The sequence below is a fragment of the Haloarcula japonica DSM 6131 genome (genome assembly GCF_000336635.1).
Taxonomy (GTDB): domain Archaea; phylum Halobacteriota; class Halobacteria; order Halobacteriales; family Haloarculaceae; genus Haloarcula; species Haloarcula japonica.
In genome coordinates this window covers 115,276-134,348 of the sequence record NZ_AOLY01000040.1, presented here as the reverse complement: position 1 = coordinate 134,348, position 19,073 = coordinate 115,276, and the positions used below count along the sequence as shown (strand labels likewise).

Here is a 19,073-nt window from a genome sequence, read left to right as displayed (position 1 = left end):
ACTTACTCTGGTTCAGTCCCCCAAGACTGGCCATCATACTCGTCGGTGGTTTCGGACTGATCCTCGATCTCGCGCACGGCACCGACGAAATCGGTATCAGATGCCAAGTCCGGAACCGACGTATCGATCAACGCCCGCTGCGTCTCGATGCATTTGACGAGTGCTTGGTAGTCTGTGTTCTTCGCTAACTCCTCATCAGAGAATTCTGACTGTAATGCTGACTTCCGGGCGACCAGTGAATAGTATTCCTGCAACTCGTCGTCGAGCGAGCGAGCAATCGCTCCACCGTCTCTCGTAACTCCTCTTTGTCCGGGGGTTTCGTGATGTATCCGTCGAACCCCATCTCGACAACGTCGATACCAGGCTGGACAGCCGAAACCATCGCCACCCGACATCTATAGCCTTGTTTTCGGATTTCGTCGAGCACTTCATCACCGGATACGCCGGGTAGCATCCGGTCTAATAGCACAACGTCGACCGCAAGTTCGTCGAGCTTCGAAAGTGCTACTTCACCGGTTTCTGCCCGATAGACTTCATACGCATTATTCAGCCAGAGTTCGTATGAATCGGCAATGTCTGTTTCGTCCTCGACGACGAGCACAACTGGTTGTGCGCATGACTGTGTCATTGTGCCTCCGGGAGCGGTAGTTCGATGACGAATACCGCACCCGTCGGTTCGTTGTCCTCAACCCAGACGGTGCCGCCGTATTCTTCGACCATCGAATCAACAAAGAAGAGCCCAAACCCGGAACCGGTTGATTTCACGTGGCCTGTCTCCCCCCGCCGGAAAATAGACTCTGCCGAGATCAAGTCCATGAAACGGAAGCTCTGTCATCACTTGGCCGTCAGACTATAGATGTTTCAGCGCTAAGACAATCGTACAGCGCTGAGAAGAGACGAGATTTTTTCTGATGTGTGCTGCCAAGTCCACCAACTGGTTCGAGAAGGACCATCGAAACTGTCTCAGTGTAGTCAGACGGCGGACGGGTTTATTGTAACTGGCTGTGTAGCACTTCTCGTATGCCCGAAGAAGTCCTGTTCAAGTCAGAAAGTGACCAGAGCCGAGAAGAGATCGCATCGTACCTCCGGAAAGTTGCCGATAATCTCGACACCGGAAACGCTATCAATCTGAAAGCGGGCTCCGAGTCTGTAACGCTAACTCCCCCTGCCCGACCGACCTTCGAGGTCAAAGCCGAACGTGAAGGGCCGGCAGACAATATGACTGAATTAAGTGTCGAATTCGAACTCGAATGGGACGAAAATGATAGCGAGGAAGGCGGCGGAAGTAGTCAGTTAGAAATCGAGTGATCACTCCGAACGCATGTTGAGGAGTTGATCCAACGGAGCGTATCCAAAACAAATGAAGCCGCTGTGCTGTCTGGCCCTCTAAGTCCTGTCCTGTTTCTGTCTGGAGAACTGCGTTTACGAGACAATCTCTTGAGGTACGTACAACACAGTTGCAAGCAGAAGCGGGAAGTAGTGTGTCCGCGCTTCAATGAAAAACTGGGTGAGCGGCGGGTCAAATCCTTCAATCGCGGCCTGAGCGGTTCCGATGAAGCCACCAAGAACGAGCGGGAACACAATGAGCCATACGAGCGAGACACCCGCCGATAGTAGTGGTGATTCGATCAGGTGGTCCACGTACTGGAGCTGACTTACGGCCCCGAGGAGGAGGCCGGCGACGAACAGGATCGGGTTTTCCCGGAGGGCAGCGGATCCATCTTTGAATGCGGAGACTGTCACCATTGCATTCCCGAATTACGGTCGTCGCGTATTAGGCCGAGCGTAGTATCAAAATCAGATTTAAGCATTTTGAACGGGAGAACAGGCGACGAGTCCCGATCTCGCCAACGCTCGGTTGGGTAGGCATCGGGCCACCTTCTGGTGGTGACGGTGGAACCGCAGTAGCTGTCGGATTGGTAGACTATCAAACTGAGTGGTAAGTTTTTTTGATACCAAGCACATACCGGTTAGTTAGGTTCTGGTCCCCACTCCACTTCCCCCTGAATCGTATCCGATTCACCGATTGGCCCGGATCCAGAACCCGCTGTCGTGGATGACGACTTCCAATGGTGTGTAGCACGCCGCTCCCCCCAACTGCACATCATCTCTCCCATCCTGTGCTGCTTGGACCCAAGAGTCGTACAAGCGTGTCAGTGTCTAATTGAACTTCATTGTTGAGTGAGCTGTGATACAGCGAAAACCGACAGACAGCGATGATATCACAGATGTTTTCGTGACCACTCATGTCAGCATCAAGTAGGTTTTGTGCCCTGTCCAATTTCATTGGATTCACCCATCCCATCGATTGGTGCAGGGCTAGAGCCCGTCGTCGAAGTAGACAACTTCGGATGGTGGGTTGCATACCGTTTCTCCAACCCCTAGCAACCACCAATCTGCTAGTGGACACAGCTGATCTAAGGGTATTGTTGTACGTCCAAGCGCGTACGCCAATGGAAACATCGGTACGGTGTAGGGCTGGCTATTATCGCAGGTGAATGGAAACATGGCATTTGGTATCGTGGTTCCAAAAAGGATATTTATGAGGCGTATGTCACATCCGAATGGGTTCTGGTCCCCGCTTCGAGCTCCCCTGACTGCTGGTCATCTGACTGGGTTTCTCGGGTCCAGAACCCAGCCGTGCCTCTGACATGCAGAATGGTGGGCGCTACGCAAGGTGCCCATTGCAGCCCACCATTTTCCCTCCAAAGAACGGCAAAGGTTGTATCGTATTCGTCCGATTGTTAGCACTGTTGCTGTCACTATTGGCGTCTCCGGTCAAATGTGAGTGATCACAGAGACCTGCAGGTGTCTCAGCATGGCGCGAGTGAATGTCATCAGAACAGTGGCGAAGAATGTCAGTACCCGTCCCTTCCCCCCTCCCGCGAGACCGCCGCTCGATACATCGGCGATGTTATTACCAGCGTCGATGTGGTACAGCTGGCACTATCCTATTCATTAGATTATCCATAAATGACTTCAGATAGTTAGAGAGCGATGCTTATTGATATGCTTCAGTGGCTCTGAGCACGTTTTACACAAAACTCTAACTCGGGTTCGGCAGCGACCATTGCTGTCGATACCTGTGTAGAGTGCGATACACCAGCGTCACCTGGGGCCAGCCGTTGTAGCGACTGTTTAGATTACTGAGAAGTTATACTCTGCCGCCCGGTACTATTCAGTGTCGACAGCCGTCAGACTGGGTCGAGTACACCCTCGAATAACTTCATTAGAACAGTCGGGACTGAGCGGATTAAAAGAGACATTACTCTCAGGCAGCTATAGATAGCAAGTGAAAATACCACTATTCTGTTATTTGTAAAATGATATTAGTCGTCTACGCTAGCCACCATGTGATACTGTGTCCTTTCGAACCCGAGCTTTTCGTAGAAAGCGATGGCTCGGTCGTTGTCTACGTGTGGATCGAGGCTGAACTCCTCGCACCCGGCATCGCGTGCCCAGTCTCTGATACGGTCGAACAGGTCGTCAGCCAGTCCGGTTCCGCGATACGGTTCGTGAACGTAGATATCACAGATGAACAGTCGGTCGGGGCGGTCGAAGACACTCGGCGCTTCGTCGATTTCGGCCGCGATATACCCGGCAAACTCACCATCGACATCGGCGAGAGGAGTACCGTCAGTGAATCCATCGACGGCGAGCCACGTTCGGTACTCCTCCGAGTCAAGGCGATTGACGCGGAACGGAAGTTCCTCCGCGACGAGGTCGACATCGTCGGCGAGTAAGAAGGCATCGACAGTCGCCTCGAGTTCGCGGTAGTACGGTAGCCAGAGCTCCTCGATAAAGCGCCGGACAGCAGGCTCGTTTGCTGAGAGCTCCACGATCTCCATACCTGTCCAGACCAGTCGCGACACTTATTTTTGTTACTCTCGGAGTCGACGATGACTTTGAGAGCAAGAAAGCCGATTGACGGAGCGTATCCAACACCAGAGCCAATAGAAGGGACATCTGTCTATCTGTCTATTCATATGATTGTTGATATTTTACTCACATGCTACGTGCTCTCCCCGAATCGGTGCCACTACAGTATTACTCGATTGAAGACGACGAACGTCACCCCAAATTTGAACCAATCCCTCGGTTGAGACGGTCACAAATTCTTTGATAGCCTTGAAAACAGTATATCGTTGAAGGGTTTACTCCCGTAGCGGAACTCTATGGACGATCAATATGGCCTTCTCATGGAGCTGATGTTCTATATAAGTAGACGGCACAGAGGGCGAGGATAGCCTCAGCTACCTTCGCCGCGACAGCAAGCGGATTCAGGTTCCCCTGCATATAGAACGCGTCAAAGCTGAACCCCTGGAACGCAAACAGTGCGAGAATAGTGACAATGGCGTATCCCGCAGCGACAAGGTACAGCTCGGGTCGCCAGTATCGGCTACTGTATAGGAGGACCCCGCCAAGAAATCCAAGTCCATTCAGAATAAACAGCGTCCCTAATGTCTGACTGAATCCCATGACACGTGGGCCGAGCAGTAAGTGGATGCCAGCAGTGGTAAGCGTGGCTACGATTGCGAGGTATCCCACTGGATGCGATGGAAGCGTAAAAAACGAGTCTTGTCGTTGTGTCGATTGAGCAACCATACCGCACAATTGTCACTGAAGTGTATTAAATCCATGTGAGTTTATCGACATTACGGGGACAGACAGAACGCACATGATCGGCTGCGTTCCTGATTTAGCATGGGAGGAAGAAGTCATCCGTTCGTTCGACTGTCACATCGAGTACGGAGACAGTCCAGCAAATCAGTACAATCCCTACCAGTACTGTGTTCGAGGGCCGTATCTTCCTCAGCGGTAATACGTCCCGTTTTCTGCGGGAATCCCTTGCCCGTCAGCAGCAATCTCGATCCGAATCGCTGGTTCGGTCTTGATTTGTCAACTCCGGCGTGACATCCGGATGAGACAATCGGAATGATATTCTGTTTCCTGTTGGAACACAATCCTACGGATGGTTTCCCGTCGAATGATCGCGCTCCTTCTCGGATCGGCGCTTGTGCTTGGCTATGTCCAGTATGATACCGTCTTTGGATCCGTCCAACCCACACTGACTGTTGAAAATAACGACACGACAGCGTATCAACTGTCAGCGTACACTGTCGAAAGCAGCGAGCAGGCGATGTACATGAATTTCGAGGTCACGACCAGAGATGGCGAACGCAGGCTCAAGACGCTCTCGCAGTTGGTCTGGCCGGATGGGGATCGAAACGTCACATTCGCTGACGATGGGGTCCCCATACAACAGATCACCGTCGCTCCCGGCGAGACGGTGACGACCACGATTGATGGGTGGGCGCGTGGGGATGTGACGGTGTACCTCGGCGAGAAGATCTCCGATAACGAGACACACGTCTATACAAGAATGCGGACGTGTCCCCGAACTGGTCAGAAACACAGTGTGACCTTCAAGGAAGATGGAGGAATCAGTGGTAGCTCACTCTGTGCTTGATGATGACTGGTTACAAGAGAGACCACGCGAACGCCGTTACTGGCTCTCGTCTGAGCGTGTGTCTCTCGATGCGATATGGTCGGCTGGGATTGAGGGTGTCTCACCGGAGCCGGTCGAAAAGACGGTTCCGATCGCAACCGCGTGGATCGGTGCCACTACTGCAGTACTCAGAAAGCCGCCGGCGACCGGTACGGTCGCGAGGCCCCAGTAGGCGAGGCCAATAAGGACGATGAGACCGGCGATGGTCATGCCCTGCCCCCGTGCTCGATGATAGCTCTGCCTGAGCGCCGTCACAAAGCTACTGCCAGTGACTAGCAACGCAGGGAGCAGGAACAGACGGGTCAGGACGAACAGAGCCACCGCCAACAGCAGCAGTCCGAACAGGAAACCAGGGATATCTACCGAGAAACCGCCCAACAGCTTCGGGATGGAGACGACCGCAGCCAGTGCGATATACCTGCTCAACGCACGGGGGCCAGAGTGCGTATCGAGTACTCGTGTAATCGTCACCCAACCGGCGATTCCGACAGCGAGTGGAACGAGGACTTCAAGCCCGACAGCCCAGAGGAGATACCGTGTTTCGAGGTCGACCAGCGCACCAACGTGGCGGACCGTTCGTGTAGTACCCTGCGGGAACACTGAGTAGGTGACACTGACCGATTGACCCAGTGCGTCGGTCGGCACCGCTGGAACCGAATCGTGCTGGCGAAGCCAGTCGACGAGTGCAACCAGCATACCGACGACAGCGAATGGGACAGCGAGCACAGGGTCGCGACGAATGCACCCGAGCGCAGACTTGAGCACGCCCAGGGTAGACAGTTGAGTCGTCGGGGACGAGTGTCCAAGTGAAGACACCGTCTCGTTTCCAGCCTCCTCGTTTCCGGGCATTATGCTTCCTCCAGTGCGAGAACTCGGCCACGATTCGCCAGATACAGCATACCATCCCCGACCATCGGTGGGGAGAGAGGTACTTCCGAAGGATGGTACTCGAACTGTTTCTCACCCGTGGCGACGTCGAACGCCTCCAGTGCCCAGAGTGAGTCCACAGCGTAGACGCGACCGTCAGCGACAACCGGCGTCGTTTTTCCGTCGAACGGAACTGTCCACCGTGTCTCGCCCGTTGCCAGCGAGAGCGCGTACAGTGACTCCCGCTCATCGGCAACGAATATCGTCCCGTCGGCTACTGCTGGCGTGCTGTCGGTCACATTCCCGTCGAGGTTGCGTTCCCACAGGAGCGCACCATCGGATCGGGCACGCAACTGAACTGACTCACGCGTCGGAATGACGACGCCCTCGTCTGTCGCCACTGGCGGCAGAACTGTCATTTCTTCGAGTTCACGGTGCCAGTGTTGCTCACCAGTATCGGCACGATACGCAGTGGCCTGTTGGGGCCACGCGGTGACAAACACGATGCCGTCGTCTACCGCGGGTCTGTTGAACATCCCGCTGACCGACTCGTCTTTGTGATGCGTTCGCTGCCATAGAACTTTCCCATTGTTCGGATTCAGTGCTACGACCGAGTTCGTCCCAGGTAGTGCCGTGTATATCGTCCCGTTCACAGTGACTGGAGTTGTTGACTCGGCCGGCCCGAAGAAACCGGGCCTGGACGACTGTGGTCCTGTCCATCGCTCGCCACCTACGCTCATATCTGTGAAGGGGAGTTCCCATCCGCCATTCGCGTTAAGCCCGTAAATACCAGCTAAACCGGCTATACCGAGTGTCTTTGTCTGATAGCTTGAGGCTGGGGCGATTGCTGGACTTGAGTGATACGGCCCCTGGAAGCTGAATCGTCGTTTTCCAGTCTCGGTATCGAGCGCAAGCAGCCCGTTGCCACCGACGTATAGCGTCTTCCCGCGACGGATCGGTTGGGTACTCCCCCGAAACCAATCCGGTGCCCTGTGTGTCCACGCAACTGCCACATTGTCCTTTGGACCTGATACTGTGGGGTTGTACCCGGTTCCGGGAGGATCGTATCGGCCCATCGGCCAGTCGGTGGGTGATTGACTACCAGTGTACGCCCGCGTATCGAGAGACGTGAAGCCGGCTGAACCGGTAACTCCCAAGGCGGCTAATCCGAGAAAGCGACGTCGTGTGGAGGGCATCTATTTCTGGGTTATTACAAGCAAAATTATTACTGTCGGTCTTCTCACCGGATTCAGAAGCGGCTGAGGCGACTAGCCACAGACTCGGGCGGTCCCACCAATGTCCTGCCACTCAGCAAGATTCACCACGCAGCCTTCGACCCCGAACTATTCACTATCGGCCGCAACTATCGGCTGCACGTCAGTCCTGACTCCGAGACCGACAGTGACCTGCTGGAACAGACAATCGTCGACCGAACTGGTGAGTCAGTCCCCCAACTGTACGGCAACGTCGCGCCAACGTATCTCCGGCAACACAATGACTCACTCGGCTGGCTGACGAATTAATCGGAACGGAGGCTGTGCCTGAAGTGTACTTCTCGGGCGGTTTCGTGGAGAGGGGTCCCACAGCACAACACAGTCACAACCTGGCTTCAGCGGTCGATAACCTCGCCATCACCAACAGCTAGTTCTGATTCGAGTTCGGCGATCAGTTCCGTTCCCTCAGCATGGAGTTCGTTCGCCCGTTCCAGCGAGACGTCTCCGTTTTCGAGCTGTTCGATAATCTGTTCGAGCCGCTCGGTCTTGTCGGCGATTGTCTCGTCTTTCATAGTGGAAGCAGAATGTACAGGAGCAGAGCCACAACAAGCAGGCCCAGCGCGAGCAGGACAAGCAGCAGCCGTCGACGCTGGCGGCGATGGGCTGCGGCCGCCTGTTTTCGTTTCCGCTGCTGATCGTACTGGGTTCGTGCTTGCTCTAGCCGGTTCTCGAAATCGGTCAGTTCATCGCGAACGTGCGTGTCGTATGTGCGGTCAAGCTCGGCTTCGAACGAGGACAGATCGGATTCGACGGTCCGTCTGTAGGCTTGGGTGAGTCGGGAATCCATCATCTCTAGCGTCGTTTCGACGGTCTCTGTGTAGGCTGTGTTGAAACGCTCTTCGAGCGTTTCTAGTTCCGCGTCTAGTGTTGTCCGCTCCGGAACGATGGTGCCCACCTCGGTCGGTGTCATCACTCGTCTGTCAGCCACTTCATCGGCCAGTGTTCGGTCGTTCTCGTGGCCGACCCCAACTACGATTGGTGTCTCGGTTTTGTGGATAACACGGCAGAGCGGCGTTTCGTTGAACACCCGGAGATGCTTGTCGGACCCACCACCACGAGTAAGAACGATAACGTCGATCAACGGGTCGTCATCGAGTTTACTTATCGCACCCATGATCGACATCATCGCGTTGTCGCCCTGAACGCTCGTGTTCTGGACGACGATATCAACGTCGGGATACCGCTCGTGAATACTGGTGATTGCATCCATACGGGCATCGCTCGTCGCACTGGTCGCGATCCCGATTCGTTCTGGGAAGTCCGGCAGGGCTTGCTTGTGCTCCGGATCGAGCAATCCATCCGAGTCCAGCAGTTCCCTGTTTTGCTCGTAGATCTGCTGGTAGGTACCCTCACCGACCTCCACAATGTCTTCGATGATGACGGAAACGTTGCCCCCGTCTTCGTAATACGACAGTGAGCCTTTGACAGCTACCTGCATCCCATCCTCGATTGTGGTGTCGATGGTCGATCGTTTGTACTCAAAGAGCACGCAGTGGATCGTCGAACCCCCGTGGACCAGATCGAGGTGGACATGGTCGTTCGAGGACACACCATAGTCGGAGATATCACCGACGACGTAATCGAAGGCGAGCTGGTCCGCGCTCTCGACGACCGCGCCGATATCCTCGTTCAGTGTATCGACGTAGGTGATTCGCTCCGTTTGGAGTGCTTCCTGCAGAGTCTCTAGCGACGTGTGTGTCGGCCCCGGCTCCGAACCCATTCGACTCCTCTGTAGTGCGGTTGTGTACTTAAGCCATGGTACTATTCTTACAGCGACCCGGATGACCAGACGCAACCCGCCAGCAGTGTGTCCTGACAGTATTTTTGCCGGTTTGTATTGCTACTTGAACTGCATGGTTGAACCAATCGATTGAACCACCTCGTTGAATCGATTAGTTGAACCGATTGATTGAACCAGAAGATTCAACCAATAGGTTATTTGAACGGGAGACTATAACAACCAGCTATGCTCTCATACAGCACCTACAGCGAGGCCGGCGGCGTCGGCAAGACGACGACCGCCGCGAACCTCGCCGTTGCGCACGCCCGCGCCGGTCTCAAGCCACTGGTCGTCCCACTAGATCCGCAAGAGGGGAATCTCTCGCGGCTGTTTGGCGTCGACAAGGACCGCTCGAAAGACGTCGACCATCTCGCCCGGCATATGATCAACCGGCCCAAAGGTGACTTTGAGGACCTCATCGTCACCGCTGAACACGGCGTCGACGTCATCGCTGAACACAACCAACTCGCCGATCTCGGGGACTGGCTCCGCCGCGAACAGGACCAGGCTGCCGCTGTCGGGGATGCGTTCAATATTCACGCCGCGTTACTCAGCACGCTTGCCGATGCTGGCGTTCGTGACGAGTACGATGTGCTGATTTGTGACCCTCCGGCGACGGAAGGCCCACACCTACACAACGCTATCAACGCCACACGGTCGTTGGTTATCCCAGTCGAACCGAGCGCGAAGGGCCAAGCCGCTGTTGAGGGGTTAGAACAGCTCGTTTCCGGGCTTGAAGACACGCTTGAAATCGATGTGGGCGTCCTTGCCGCCGTCCCAGTCGGCGTGAAGGGAACGAACGACCAGAAGCGCATCCTTAACGAGATCCCGTATTCGACGCCAGAGATCTTCGGCGACCGTACTTCCCTGATGGAAGGTTCGTGGGCACAGCAGTGTTCGGCGTTCACGTACATCCGGGATCATCGCGACCGCCGACGTGACTACGAGGTCGAAACGTTGGCACAATACGACCGATTGGCTCGCTACCTGGAAGCACAAGCCGGGATTGAAGCCCCGAACCCACCGGAACCCGGCGCTATCGAGGAGGTGGCGTAAATGGCGGGAATGAAAGAAGGCCCCGGAGAGGACCCGTTCGCCGAGGATACGACCGACGAGCAAGACGACCCGGCACTGGAGACAACACCTGAGACGACAGCCGGCTCTCAATCCGAATCCGAAAGCGACACCACTGACAGCATGAGTACAGACGAAATCCCGTACGTCATTCGCCGGCAGACGGTCAAAGAAGATCGAGATAACGAACACGTCGCTTTCCTCCGTGACGAATACGCCGAATTAGAGGACCAAGTGAGGGCTGACGTGGCCGATGAACTCGGTATGCGATCAAAGGATGTCTCGGTAACGGATCTGCGTGAGGCGTTCGTCGAACTGGCGGCAGAGAATCCCGACACTGTGGCTTCAATACTGGAGAGTTGGGGCTACGAGCATCTCAAATGAACGAGACCGGACGCGCTATTGAATACGCTACATCCGGCTATGTGAGAACATGAAATAGTTCTCTTATAGTATAGCTTGAATTTACAGGTCCAAATTCCCACATCATGATATAACAAGCGTACGGTTGTAAGATACAATAATTTAACTGATTCTATCCAGCGGTTTCTCACACAGGCAATGTCGCTGAAAACCCCTCTACAAGCCGGTAGTTCTTCGGGAATGTATTCCAGCGACCCGCAACCACCACTGAATGTTCGGTTTTATAAATCACTGAGCAGGATCTCGGACCCGGATCACCAGGATAATTGCCTGAGTCTCCACGGGTTGCCCAGTGACCAGCGCCATCACCGACTCGGGTGTCCGTGCACGCTCCACAAAACGCAACTCAATTCAGTCTCTATGTCCGCGGAAGTCGCTGATTTCTGGCATAGGTGCCGAGAAATTCGAAAGCCAACTTTCAGCGGTGCTCGGGTCGTCGTATCGATGAGTGAAACCAGCCGCGCTACTTGTCGTCTTCCTCGGGCTAAATATTTTGAAGGGTCAGCCGTCTCTATCAGTAATTCCCTTTAGCGACGGGGCGAGACTGCTCACAGACACGTTTTCACCTGCGTCTAACGCGACAGAGATGTCACTGCTGGTGAATACATTCTTAATCGTACGAAGCAAATGGCCGTGCATGGGACTGCGTTGTGAGCTATTTGGACACGACTTCGGGGAGTCGATGATAGAGGAGTCGTATGACGAAGGTCAGCGTGGCACTGTTCTAACGGTTCGGGAATACAAGTCTTGCGACCGCTGTGAGCATATCCGAGATATCTCTGAGAATCAAGGCTTGATATCCACCATAGAGGAATCAAAAGCGAATGCCGAGAGGGCGGATGAAGTCGAACACAGAACCGAAAACAAGAGGCCAGCGGGGGTGAGAGAGAACGCGGAGGTCAAGACCGAAGCGAGAGACCCGGTGCAGGCAGCGGACGAAACGGAACCGAACGAATCACCCGCATCGACGATGGCCGCGTCAGACAATGTGGCAGAAACAGCTCCAGATGTGGAGGCGAGTGACGAGTCATCGTCGGTGACCGAATCGACGCTTCTGGAAACGACTGATGACGCCGTGATACTGTCGGAGACAGAGGAGCCAGATGACGACAGCTACACGCCATCGAATAACGACGATGCAGTCATCATTGATGATGCTGCTACAGACACGACAGAACCGTCGTCTGAAACCCTCGAAGAACCGGATATTGGAAACGATCGAGACGGACATTCGTACTCGGCGGACCGCTCAGAGAGTACCACAAACGACTCAGTTCCGATGTATCAGTGTCCGAGGTGCGAGTTCGAACTCCCCGTGAGTGAATCGTCGTTCTTTACCGGTGACGTTTGCCCACAGTGTCGGGTGGGCTACCTCGAGGACGTCTCAGATAGTGAGTCGTAGGCGCTCGATGGGACGTAACCCCGTTGAGAGAGCCAACGTCACACAGTGTTTTCGCGAGGAAAGCCCATTCAGTAGTTTTGAAACAGCAGTTTTCGTACGTCGTCTCTCGTCCGGACGCTCACCGTTGAACCGTCGGGAAGTGTGACTTCGTATGGTTCGTCGTTCTCGTCTGACCGGGTCCACTTCTCGTCATGTTCGGTTAGCAAACGGTTGGCAGCGGAAAGGGCGCTCGGAGTGTCGTCAGCTGCCGCGTCCGACTCGGCCGCGCCGGCGCTTTCGATGGTCTCAGATGACGGTGTAGTTTGTGTCGGCGTATCGTGCTGTGCGACGCCACGTCCGTCGTCTGGCGCGTCCCCTGGCATAGTTGGGCCGGCGGCCGCCTCCTCACCCCTCTCGTTCGCTCTTCTTTCAGGTTCGATATCCGCGAGGCGATCCGCAAGTTCACTCGTTCCAAGTGCTGCGAGTAGCTTCCCCCGCATCTCGTCGGCCTCAATCCCGCTTCCGGGAACTTCCGGCACCTCGGACGCGATGTGTTGGAGTTCCGGATACTCAGCCGAGGCGATTCGTTCGTAGTCGGTACGGCTCAGGCCTTGCTCGTCTTCCAGTTGGTCCGGCGGTGTGTATGTATCGAGGAGGTAGGCAACGACATCTTGCGTACGAATGTGCCCGTACGTCTCGATGAACGCGTCTTCAAGATCCTCCCGAATCGACGTCAAGTCATCCTGTTGTGCGTCCGTAATCTCGATCTCCGGCATCACCACCAACATCGGTCGCCCATCTCATAACTCGTTCCCTAGACGGCGATAGCTGACGGAACCATTGTATAGCAGAGGCACGGATGAGCTAGTATGCGGTGTCCCCGCTGCGAATCCGACCTCAGCACGTATACGCTTGCGACCGTTGACCAGACAGCTATCGTCTGTGAATCGTGCGGCTTCGCAGACATCTCTGCGTCGCATCACAACGAGGCCTCCCCCCCAGAGTCCTGGGAGTTCGCTCTCGCTCGGTTCAACCAGAACCCTGATTCTAACCCCGGTAGACCCGAAAACACTGGCCGTACACCCAGCATCCCGATTCCGGAACAGGACAAGTCCACAGACCGACCAGAGTTCTCGCTTGAACAGGCTGGTGTCGCGGTGGGTGTATCTATAGGGTCTGACGCTAACGGGTTCCGGCAGGACGCTGCTGACGAACTGAACCGTGTTATCGACGAGAGCGATATTGAACAAAGCGGAGAGGCTACAGCCAAATCCGGTGAGAACGATGAGAATAGCAAAGACATGGAGACTGAAGCCGAGGAAAGCGAGAAAGAAACTGAGTAGCGTCCGACGTCAGTTGTATTGCCCGGGACGGGGACCAGTAGTATGTCTCGACTGACGCCGGCGAACAGTGCTTCTGTTCGAGACCGGCCGTTATTCGGCGGGGGTTTCAGATTCTTCGGCCTGCTCGTTTTGCCCCTCGCGCTCTTCTTCCGACCGCGCTGCGACGAGTGCGCCCTGTGCGACACTATATAGTGGATTCTCGGCTTGGCGGACGTCGCTGATTGAGAACGGTATCTCGGATTCGTTGATCCGTTCGGCGAACAACTCTTCGAAGCCGTCAGGACTGGATGTCCCACCAGTCACGACAACCGGGACATCCAGTCCCTCCTCGACATCTTCCTCATCGACTTCACTGATGATGTTCTCGATGACATAGTCGAGGAGATTGTCGTAATAGATACTCAGTGCACCTTCGATACCGCCGACGTCCGTCTCGAAGTTGAGTGCGAAGTCCTCTTCTTTAACCGAGGTGACCTTATCGACGGGCGTGCCAGTCGCCTGTGCAGCCTGCTCGTCGATCCAGTCGCCACCGCGTGCGATGGAGAACTTCATTACGGGGACTGCATAGTATGACAGACAGACGTTGGTCATCCCAGCGCCAAAGCTGATACCGAGGCCAGTGAACTCACGGTTGGCAAGCTCGGAGTAGATGACGGCCATCCCTTCATTGATCGGTTCCGGGCTGTAGCCCATATCAGTGAGGAGGGATTCAATCGTCTTTTGATGATATAGCGTCGAGACATCGGCATCGATTGGGTCCGCGGGAACCGAGAAAAACAGGCGCTCATTCGGGAACTCCGGCTGTCCCACCACCTGTTCAGTAATGAGCTTAATCATCGGAATAGCTGATTGCTCGTCGCTTGAGAGAATCCCGGCTTGCATCGGGCGGCGTGTCTCCTCACTGAAGATGTTCGCGAAATTCAGGGCGTCATCGCCAACGATGTAGACCCGATCATCCTTGCGGATGTGGAGAACATCACTTCTCGACAGCATCTGTTCGGCCATGTCGCTGTAGTCAATTTCGACGAAGGAGTTCCGCTGCTGCACGAATACCGTTTCGTTACCATCTTGCCGTGCAGACAGGAGGTTCATCGTACCGACATCGAGACCTTGGGGCATACAGTTGTATTCCTCCCACCAAGTTGAAAAAACTATCTTGTTTTGTTGCAGTAGGTTACATGTTATTTATCGAAATAGACGGGATGGTTCGTAGGAACATATTACTATGATTTAACCCCACGCAACGAGAGGACCACAGCGGAGTGTCTGTAGTGAGCAGACAGTCTATTCAAAGAACAGTGACCGAAGACGAGTAACAATGCTTCGTTGCTCTTTGACACCGGTTTCTACATCGTCATCTTCGCCCTGCTCATTTCGAAACTGCGTGAGAGCATTGACCTGTTCTTCGGTACCGGTGCTTCGCTCCGTCTTTGATTCGCCTCCCTGTAGTTGCCTGAGTCCATCTACTGCGTCATCAACATCATTGCTGTCGGCTCGTGTCGTGGTCGCCTCTGAATTCTCGATAGCCGTCCGATCGAGGTCAGAGTCCGTTTCTGGCATATCCAGATTTAGCCGCTTAGTTTTGGGCTGCTGTTCGACACCACCCCACGATAGTTCCGCTCCATCTAGTGCCTGTTCGATATCGTCGTCCACATCTGCCTTGCTGATAGACTCTGACTCGCTCTCGGCCGACTCGACTGAACCAGTTGAGTCGCTCGGGGTTGCCGCTTTCTCGAGGTAGTGTGCAACCAGCGCCGCTCCTGTTGAGGCCGCAAGCATGACTAAGCCAGTGGCGTAAACGCTGATCGTCCAGACGCTGCCGTTGATTCCGCCACTGTTCGTCCATCCATACGGAAAGACGCTAACCAGAATTATCGTTGCGGCGAGACAGAACAGCGTGCCGGTGGCACTGACGACCCGGGTCTTGAAACCGACTGGGAGGAGTACGACGACGCTCAACAGCACGGAGGGCAGTCCGACGAATCCGACGACGAGCGCAACCTCACGAATTTGCCAGTACGGTGCGCTCCCGGACACCAGAACGTTACTGTACAGGAAGAGGCAGAAGCCGACGATTGAAAGCGTAACTCCAGCAAAAAAGAGTCCGAACCCAACATAGATATCTCGCTCTTTAGCTGGTTCGCCGACATATTCGTGATAAATCGACGCAAGCGTGTCGCGATAGCCCGACACTGGGTCGGCAGATTCGGGGGACCTGTCCGATGTAGATGCAGAGCTCATTCCATTTGTTATTTGATTCCGATGGGTGTTAAAGATGGGCTTACCCCATTTCGTTCGATCCTACCTGCGGGAGAGAGAGGCGACACGCTAGTTCAGGGACGCGAGGGAGTCACTCCCTCCTTGATGGTGAGCCCGTCGTTCTGAATGTGGACGAAGATAGTCCGTTCGGGCTCGTCAGAGACTGTCACGGCAGCGACTGATTCGTGTTGTCGATCGAGAACGGCTTTAACCCTGTAGCAGCCAGCCTGTAGCAAGTTGACCGAACAGCCGGACTGGCCTGGCAAGAGCTGATAGTGGGCTGTATGACAACACACCTCACTATCGTATATTTCTATGCGGACATCATGTTTGGTATCGCTGGTGTTTCTGATGTGGAGGTCTTCATGCGCCAGACGCCACTGTTCACTGTTCGTCGAGAGAAGTTTAGGACTCTTGGAGGGCATGTCGACACCGTATCTATGCTGTAATTACAAATATGTCTTATGAATATACAGTGCATCTATATGTCATTAACGCAAACTCACATGTAGTGTAGATATATGCTGGGTTCCAATCGGTACCCATTCATGTCTAATCTGGCAAAGCAGATCCCCGGAACCTTGGAAGCGCAAGAAACCAAATATCATCTGTGCCGTGTGTCCTCTTCACGGATAACTCCGCCGCCGTGGACACGGGCGTCGCGTTGCGTCATTCCAAGCGGATATCCGCTGAAAACTGGCGGTCGCTCGCGGTTGTTCTGAGTCTCGGCATGGCTCTGATGATGGCGGTGAGCGGCCCTCTCGGCCGGGTTGAGAGATCCTTTGTGTCTCACTCTAGATGGCGATACCCATAGGACCGCAGTGGCATCGCTTGATTTGGTTGTTGCGACCCAGCGACGCTGGCTACCCATCATGTCCACGCCGACAGCGTCACCCCAAAACCGACGACGACAGCGTCGTTCAAATCCATCGTAGACGATGAAATACGGTCGAACCGGCCCGGCCACTCGGGGCGTTCTCCACGCTCAGTCGGTGTACCAGTACCTCCAGAGGAGTAACACGCCCTGCAGCGGCAACCGTGCCCAGCGGACCAGCACAGAGGGATCGCCGCCACCGGTCCCCTCGATGGTGACCATGGACACAGCCATATCGACGTTCGCGGGAAAGATTGCGACGGACAATGCGATCGTCGCCCATGCAGCGTACGAACGCGTCCAGGGTACCAACAGGCTGAGCCCGACAGCGGTTTCGGCGACGCCGGACAGATACACCAGCGCAAGTGGTGCCGGCAAGACCGGTGACACGATCTGGACGAATAGTTCCGGCACCCGCACAAAACGATAGTCGACTACAGCAAACAGTCCGACATTGACTGCATCGTTATGCCGACACACGGACAGACTGATTTCAGCAGGTACGTCATGGGAGGTGTCAGCGCCAAAATCGTCCGGCAGTCCCCGGTCCCAGTGACGTGGGTTCGCGAGCCTGTATCCGAATCAGATGAGCAATTCAGTTCGTGAATCGGCCAACTTGTTCCAGAGTACGGGCCTGATACATCTCTCCGTGTGAGTCCTCGACAATCCTCCCGGTATGCGGGAGTGTTTAGTAACTATGGCGTTCATTTATATCGGATCATGACCACAGACGACTCACAGTCCGGTGGGGGAACGAGCAAGGTCGATGCCGTAATTCGAGAATACGATCTTGTCGGGATGGGTGCAGAACTCGAAGATCGGTGGGTCGGCGCCGACGGAGAGGAAGAAAGTACCCGAGACCTCGCCGACTATTTCAATCAATCGGTGCTCGAGTCCGCCATCGAAGGGAGCGACGCTCCGACATTGAGTGGCGACATCCAACAGGTCTATCAGTCACTTCGTGAAGATGACGCGGACGCCCCGCTCATACGCTCCCGTCTCGAACAGAGCGGGGTCGATATCGACTCGGTTATGGGCGACTTTATCTCCCACCAGACCGTGTATCGCTATCTCAAGAACGACCGTGGGGCGGCCAGACCCGAGCAGACGCCGGCAGAGCGGAAAGAAAACGCCATCAACACAATACAGCGTCTCCGGGGCCGAACCACCGCTGTAGCGAGGCAGACTATCGAGAGCCTCGAAAAGAACGACGCCATCTCGGCAGGCGATTTCAACATCATCAACGAGGTACAGGTACTGTGTGAGGACTGCGGCCGTAGCTACGATATTGTGACGTTTCTGGAACAGGGTGGCTGCGACTGCCACTCCGAATGAGGGCGCTGACCGTGTTATCAAAACGAAGGCAGTAGTCCTGTAGACCGACAATGCGCCAACCCAGCCAGCGGTCAGCCAAGCCTCGGGAACCGAGCGGTCTTGCAGTCGACACCGCAGAACGCGTATTCCGAAACGGTGCCAGCACTATCTCTGGTCGTGACATTACGATACCGGACGTTTTCGTCAATTGATGCCCCGCAGTGGTCGCAATGTCGCGTTTCAATCGAGCTAATTACGATCCTGATAGATTGGCTCTCAACGCTTTCGGGGGTTGCACTCCGCGCTCGGTCTGCGTTTGCGATGTCCGCTGATTGTTGGCTCCGGTACTCCTGCGTGTTTTGGGCGTTCATGATGTCGCTGATTATGGATTTATAGTTAGTGTCGCAGCGCTACGTGAGATGGGTCATCGCGACCCGAAAACCGTCAGCTGGTGTTTGGGAACCAGCCAGGACCGACGTTTTCCACCTGTGTGCCGGCGTTTGCCCGCACTGTGGTGGTCTACGTCAGTTTAAAATTTGAAAAATGTAAAAAACGTAAAACCGGATGTGAAGGGATCTGCACCTGTCAAGTGCCGGGACAGCGGGCTTGCCTGCCAAGCCATACAGTCAACGCCCGGGTTCATATGTGTATCTTTAATGGATGTACACTTAATAGTTCCGTGAGTGGTGTTCACACTCGACGAATATAGTCGGACGAGACCGGTGAGTACAGCAAGGCTGTACAACGTAGCCGGGGCCTGCAGCGGCCATCACTCTAAAACATCTAGCTTGCTTCGAGTTTGTGATCGAGCCCATCTCAGTGGCGAAGCGATAGGAACTAACCAAATGATTAAATACGAAAGTTCCTTACTGGGAGGTATGGAACCGGGTACCGAAACGGTAGAGACGCCCCGGAAAGCGAGCCAATTAGCGACAGTAGCGTCCGGTTATACGTTTTTTACACTTTTTCCATAAT

23 protein-coding genes and 1 pseudogene are annotated in these 19,073 nt (G+C 54.8%); 8 read left to right on the top strand and 16 right to left on the bottom strand.

Annotated features, from left to right (window positions below; translation table 11 throughout):
• Nucleotides 1–2 precede the first annotated feature (2 nt).
• Genes C444_RS23165 through C444_RS17360 form a run of 3 tightly spaced genes read right to left on the bottom strand, consistent with a single transcriptional unit; the run spans nt 3 to nt 816 of the window.
• On the bottom strand, nt 3–254 hold the full coding sequence (locus C444_RS23165) for a HalX domain-containing protein (RefSeq protein WP_161607612.1): 252 nt from the start codon (nt 252–254) through the stop codon (nt 3–5).
• Nucleotides 185–601, bottom strand: coding sequence for a response regulator transcription factor (locus tag C444_RS17365; RefSeq protein WP_004594353.1), 417 nt, complete (start codon nt 599–601; stop codon nt 185–187). The genes C444_RS23165 and C444_RS17365 overlap by 70 nt, the downstream gene beginning before the upstream one ends.
• A gap of 23 nt (nt 602–624) precedes the next feature.
• Nucleotides 625–816 (bottom strand): ATP-binding protein, encoded by a 192-nt coding sequence (locus C444_RS17360; RefSeq protein WP_004594352.1) that lies wholly within the window; start codon nt 814–816, stop codon nt 625–627.
• Nucleotides 817–1,020: 204 nt separating this feature from the next.
• Between C444_RS17360 and C444_RS17355 the strand changes: the two genes are divergently transcribed.
• A complete protein-coding gene (locus tag C444_RS17355; RefSeq protein WP_004594351.1) occupies nt 1,021–1,308 on the top strand; it encodes an amphi-Trp domain-containing protein in 288 nt (95 codons plus the stop codon).
• Between the two features lie 135 nt (nt 1,309–1,443).
• Here C444_RS17355 and C444_RS17350 read toward each other — a convergent pair.
• From C444_RS17350 to C444_RS17340, 3 genes and pseudogenes are all read right to left on the bottom strand, one after another.
• A pseudogene (locus C444_RS17350) lies at nt 1,444–1,746 on the bottom strand (DUF7847 domain-containing protein); the annotation flags it as partial.
• Nucleotides 1,747–3,329: 1,583 nt separating this feature from the next.
• Nucleotides 3,330–3,848, bottom strand: a complete 519-nt coding sequence (locus C444_RS17345; RefSeq protein WP_004594349.1) for a GNAT family N-acetyltransferase — start codon at nt 3,846–3,848, stop codon at nt 3,330–3,332.
• Between the two features lie 349 nt (nt 3,849–4,197).
• The gene (locus C444_RS17340; protein ID WP_004594348.1) at nt 4,198–4,605 is read right to left on the bottom strand and encodes a DUF7475 family protein; all 408 of its coding nucleotides are present in this window, start codon (nt 4,603–4,605) and stop codon (nt 4,198–4,200) included.
• Between the two features lie 367 nt (nt 4,606–4,972).
• On the opposite strand from C444_RS17340, the gene C444_RS17335 reads away from it, so the two are divergent.
• Nucleotides 4,973–5,470, top strand: coding sequence for a hypothetical protein (locus C444_RS17335; protein WP_049909587.1), 498 nt, complete (start codon nt 4,973–4,975; stop codon nt 5,468–5,470).
• Nucleotides 5,471–5,506: 36 nt separating this feature from the next.
• Here C444_RS17335 and C444_RS17330 read toward each other — a convergent pair whose 3' ends face one another.
• From C444_RS17330 to xseA, 4 genes are all read right to left on the bottom strand, one after another.
• Nucleotides 5,507–6,358, bottom strand: coding sequence for a hypothetical protein (locus tag C444_RS17330; protein WP_004594346.1), 852 nt, complete (start codon nt 6,356–6,358; stop codon nt 5,507–5,509).
• Complete coding sequence (locus C444_RS17325) at nt 6,358–7,116, bottom strand: PQQ-binding-like beta-propeller repeat protein (protein ID WP_193363361.1); 759 nt, start codon at nt 7,114–7,116, stop codon at nt 6,358–6,360. The genes C444_RS17330 and C444_RS17325 overlap by 1 nt, the downstream gene beginning before the upstream one ends.
• Nucleotides 7,117–7,985: 869 nt before the next feature.
• The gene (gene xseB, locus C444_RS17320; protein WP_004594344.1) at nt 7,986–8,162 is read right to left on the bottom strand and encodes an exodeoxyribonuclease VII small subunit; all 177 of its coding nucleotides are present in this window, start codon (nt 8,160–8,162) and stop codon (nt 7,986–7,988) included.
• Nucleotides 8,159–9,370 (bottom strand): exodeoxyribonuclease VII large subunit, encoded by a 1,212-nt coding sequence (gene xseA / locus C444_RS17315; RefSeq protein ID WP_004594343.1) that lies wholly within the window; start codon nt 9,368–9,370, stop codon nt 8,159–8,161. The genes xseB and xseA overlap by 4 nt, the downstream gene beginning before the upstream one ends.
• 246 nt (nt 9,371–9,616) lie before the next feature.
• Here xseA and C444_RS17310 point away from each other — a divergent pair, with 246 nt between their 5' ends.
• The 3 genes from C444_RS17310 to C444_RS17300 all read left to right on the top strand — a co-directional run bounded on the left by C444_RS17310 (nt 9,617) and on the right by C444_RS17300 (nt 12,329).
• Nucleotides 9,617–10,486 carry a ParA family protein gene (locus C444_RS17310; protein ID WP_004594342.1) on the top strand — a complete coding sequence of 290 codons (870 nt, stop codon included), beginning with the start codon at nt 9,617–9,619 and terminating at the stop codon, nt 10,484–10,486.
• Nucleotides 10,487–10,888 (top strand): hypothetical protein, encoded by a 402-nt coding sequence (locus tag C444_RS17305; protein ID WP_004594341.1) that lies wholly within the window; start codon nt 10,487–10,489, stop codon nt 10,886–10,888.
• A gap of 676 nt (nt 10,889–11,564) precedes the next feature.
• The gene (locus C444_RS17300; RefSeq protein WP_239641327.1) at nt 11,565–12,329 is read left to right on the top strand and encodes a DUF7093 family protein; all 765 of its coding nucleotides are present in this window, start codon (nt 11,565–11,567) and stop codon (nt 12,327–12,329) included.
• Nucleotides 12,330–12,397: 68 nt separating this feature from the next.
• On the opposite strand, the gene C444_RS17295 is transcribed toward C444_RS17300, so the two are convergent.
• The gene (locus C444_RS17295) at nt 12,398–13,084 is read right to left on the bottom strand and encodes a hypothetical protein (protein WP_004594339.1); all 687 of its coding nucleotides are present in this window, start codon (nt 13,082–13,084) and stop codon (nt 12,398–12,400) included.
• A gap of 93 nt (nt 13,085–13,177) precedes the next feature.
• Here C444_RS17295 and C444_RS17290 point away from each other — a divergent pair, with 93 nt between their 5' ends.
• Nucleotides 13,178–13,651, top strand: a complete 474-nt coding sequence (locus C444_RS17290; protein ID WP_004594338.1) for a hypothetical protein — start codon at nt 13,178–13,180, stop codon at nt 13,649–13,651.
• Nucleotides 13,652–13,741: 90 nt separating this feature from the next.
• Here the strand turns inward: C444_RS17290 and C444_RS17285 are convergent, their stop codons facing one another.
• The 4 genes from C444_RS17285 to C444_RS17270 form a co-directional block, all read right to left on the bottom strand.
• The gene (locus tag C444_RS17285) at nt 13,742–14,770 is read right to left on the bottom strand and encodes a disk-shape morphogenesis protein volactin (protein WP_049909584.1); all 1,029 of its coding nucleotides are present in this window, start codon (nt 14,768–14,770) and stop codon (nt 13,742–13,744) included.
• Between the two features lie 165 nt (nt 14,771–14,935).
• A complete protein-coding gene (locus C444_RS17280) occupies nt 14,936–15,892 on the bottom strand; it encodes a DUF7139 domain-containing protein (RefSeq protein WP_239641326.1) in 957 nt (318 codons plus the stop codon).
• A gap of 92 nt (nt 15,893–15,984) precedes the next feature.
• Nucleotides 15,985–16,335, bottom strand: coding sequence for a hypothetical protein (locus C444_RS17275; RefSeq protein ID WP_004594335.1), 351 nt, complete (start codon nt 16,333–16,335; stop codon nt 15,985–15,987).
• Nucleotides 16,336–16,895: 560 nt separating this feature from the next.
• Nucleotides 16,896–17,174 (bottom strand): DoxX family protein, encoded by a 279-nt coding sequence (locus C444_RS17270; RefSeq protein WP_239641325.1) that lies wholly within the window; start codon nt 17,172–17,174, stop codon nt 16,896–16,898.
• Nucleotides 17,175–17,252: 78 nt separating this feature from the next.
• Between C444_RS17270 and C444_RS21390 the strand changes: the two genes are divergently transcribed.
• Both C444_RS21390 and rdfA read left to right on the top strand, forming a co-directional pair.
• Entirely contained in the window at nt 17,253–17,390 is a 138-nt protein-coding gene (locus tag C444_RS21390; RefSeq protein WP_239641324.1) for a universal stress protein, read from the top strand.
• Nucleotides 17,391–17,504: 114 nt separating this feature from the next.
• On the top strand, nt 17,505–18,119 hold the full coding sequence (rdfA, locus tag C444_RS17265; protein ID WP_004594333.1) for a rod-determining factor RdfA: 615 nt from the start codon (nt 17,505–17,507) through the stop codon (nt 18,117–18,119).
• A 71-nt stretch (nt 18,120–18,190) separates the two neighbouring features.
• On the opposite strand, the gene C444_RS23280 is transcribed toward rdfA, so the two are convergent.
• Nucleotides 18,191–18,469, bottom strand: coding sequence for a DUF7576 family protein (locus C444_RS23280; protein ID WP_080509725.1), 279 nt, complete (start codon nt 18,467–18,469; stop codon nt 18,191–18,193).
• Nucleotides 18,470–19,073: the final 604 nt, after the last annotated feature.

Bases quoted from the DNA above. Each gene is read 5' to 3' on its own strand.
- C444_RS17360 (WP_004594352.1), bottom strand. From the start codon at position 816: ATGGACTTGATCTCGGCAGAGTCTATTTTCCGGCGGGGGGAGACAGGC.
- C444_RS17355 (WP_004594351.1), top strand. From the start codon at position 1,021: ATGCCCGAAGAAGTCCTGTTCAAGTCAGAAAGTGACCAGAGCCGAGAA.
- C444_RS17345 (WP_004594349.1), bottom strand. From the start codon at position 3,848: ATGGAGATCGTGGAGCTCTCAGCAAACGAGCCTGCTGTCCGGCGCTTT.
- C444_RS17340 (WP_004594348.1), bottom strand. From the start codon at position 4,605: ATGGTTGCTCAATCGACACAACGACAAGACTCGTTTTTTACGCTTCCA.
- C444_RS17335 (WP_049909587.1), top strand. From the start codon at position 4,973: ATGGTTTCCCGTCGAATGATCGCGCTCCTTCTCGGATCGGCGCTTGTG.
- C444_RS17330 (WP_004594346.1), bottom strand. From the start codon at position 6,358: ATGCCCGGAAACGAGGAGGCTGGAAACGAGACGGTGTCTTCACTTGGA.
- C444_RS17325 (WP_193363361.1), bottom strand. From the start codon at position 7,116: ATGAGCGTAGGTGGCGAGCGATGGACAGGACCACAGTCGTCCAGGCCC.
- xseB (WP_004594344.1), bottom strand. From the start codon at position 8,162: ATGAAAGACGAGACAATCGCCGACAAGACCGAGCGGCTCGAACAGATT.
- xseA (WP_004594343.1), bottom strand. From the start codon at position 9,370: ATGGGTTCGGAGCCGGGGCCGACACACACGTCGCTAGAGACTCTGCAG.
- C444_RS17310 (WP_004594342.1), top strand. From the start codon at position 9,617: ATGCTCTCATACAGCACCTACAGCGAGGCCGGCGGCGTCGGCAAGACG.
- C444_RS17305 (WP_004594341.1), top strand. From the start codon at position 10,487: ATGGCGGGAATGAAAGAAGGCCCCGGAGAGGACCCGTTCGCCGAGGAT.
- C444_RS17300 (WP_239641327.1), top strand. From the start codon at position 11,565: ATGGGACTGCGTTGTGAGCTATTTGGACACGACTTCGGGGAGTCGATG.
- C444_RS17295 (WP_004594339.1), bottom strand. From the start codon at position 13,084: ATGCCGGAGATCGAGATTACGGACGCACAACAGGATGACTTGACGTCG.
- C444_RS17290 (WP_004594338.1), top strand. From the start codon at position 13,178: ATGCGGTGTCCCCGCTGCGAATCCGACCTCAGCACGTATACGCTTGCG.
- C444_RS17285 (WP_049909584.1), bottom strand. From the start codon at position 14,770: ATGCCCCAAGGTCTCGATGTCGGTACGATGAACCTCCTGTCTGCACGG.
- C444_RS17280 (WP_239641326.1), bottom strand. From the start codon at position 15,892: ATGAGCTCTGCATCTACATCGGACAGGTCCCCCGAATCTGCCGACCCA.
- C444_RS17275 (WP_004594335.1), bottom strand. From the start codon at position 16,335: ATGCCCTCCAAGAGTCCTAAACTTCTCTCGACGAACAGTGAACAGTGG.
- C444_RS21390 (WP_239641324.1), top strand. From the start codon at position 17,253: ATGCCGACACACGGACAGACTGATTTCAGCAGGTACGTCATGGGAGGT.
- rdfA (WP_004594333.1), top strand. From the start codon at position 17,505: ATGACCACAGACGACTCACAGTCCGGTGGGGGAACGAGCAAGGTCGAT.
- C444_RS23280 (WP_080509725.1), bottom strand. From the start codon at position 18,469: ATGAACGCCCAAAACACGCAGGAGTACCGGAGCCAACAATCAGCGGAC.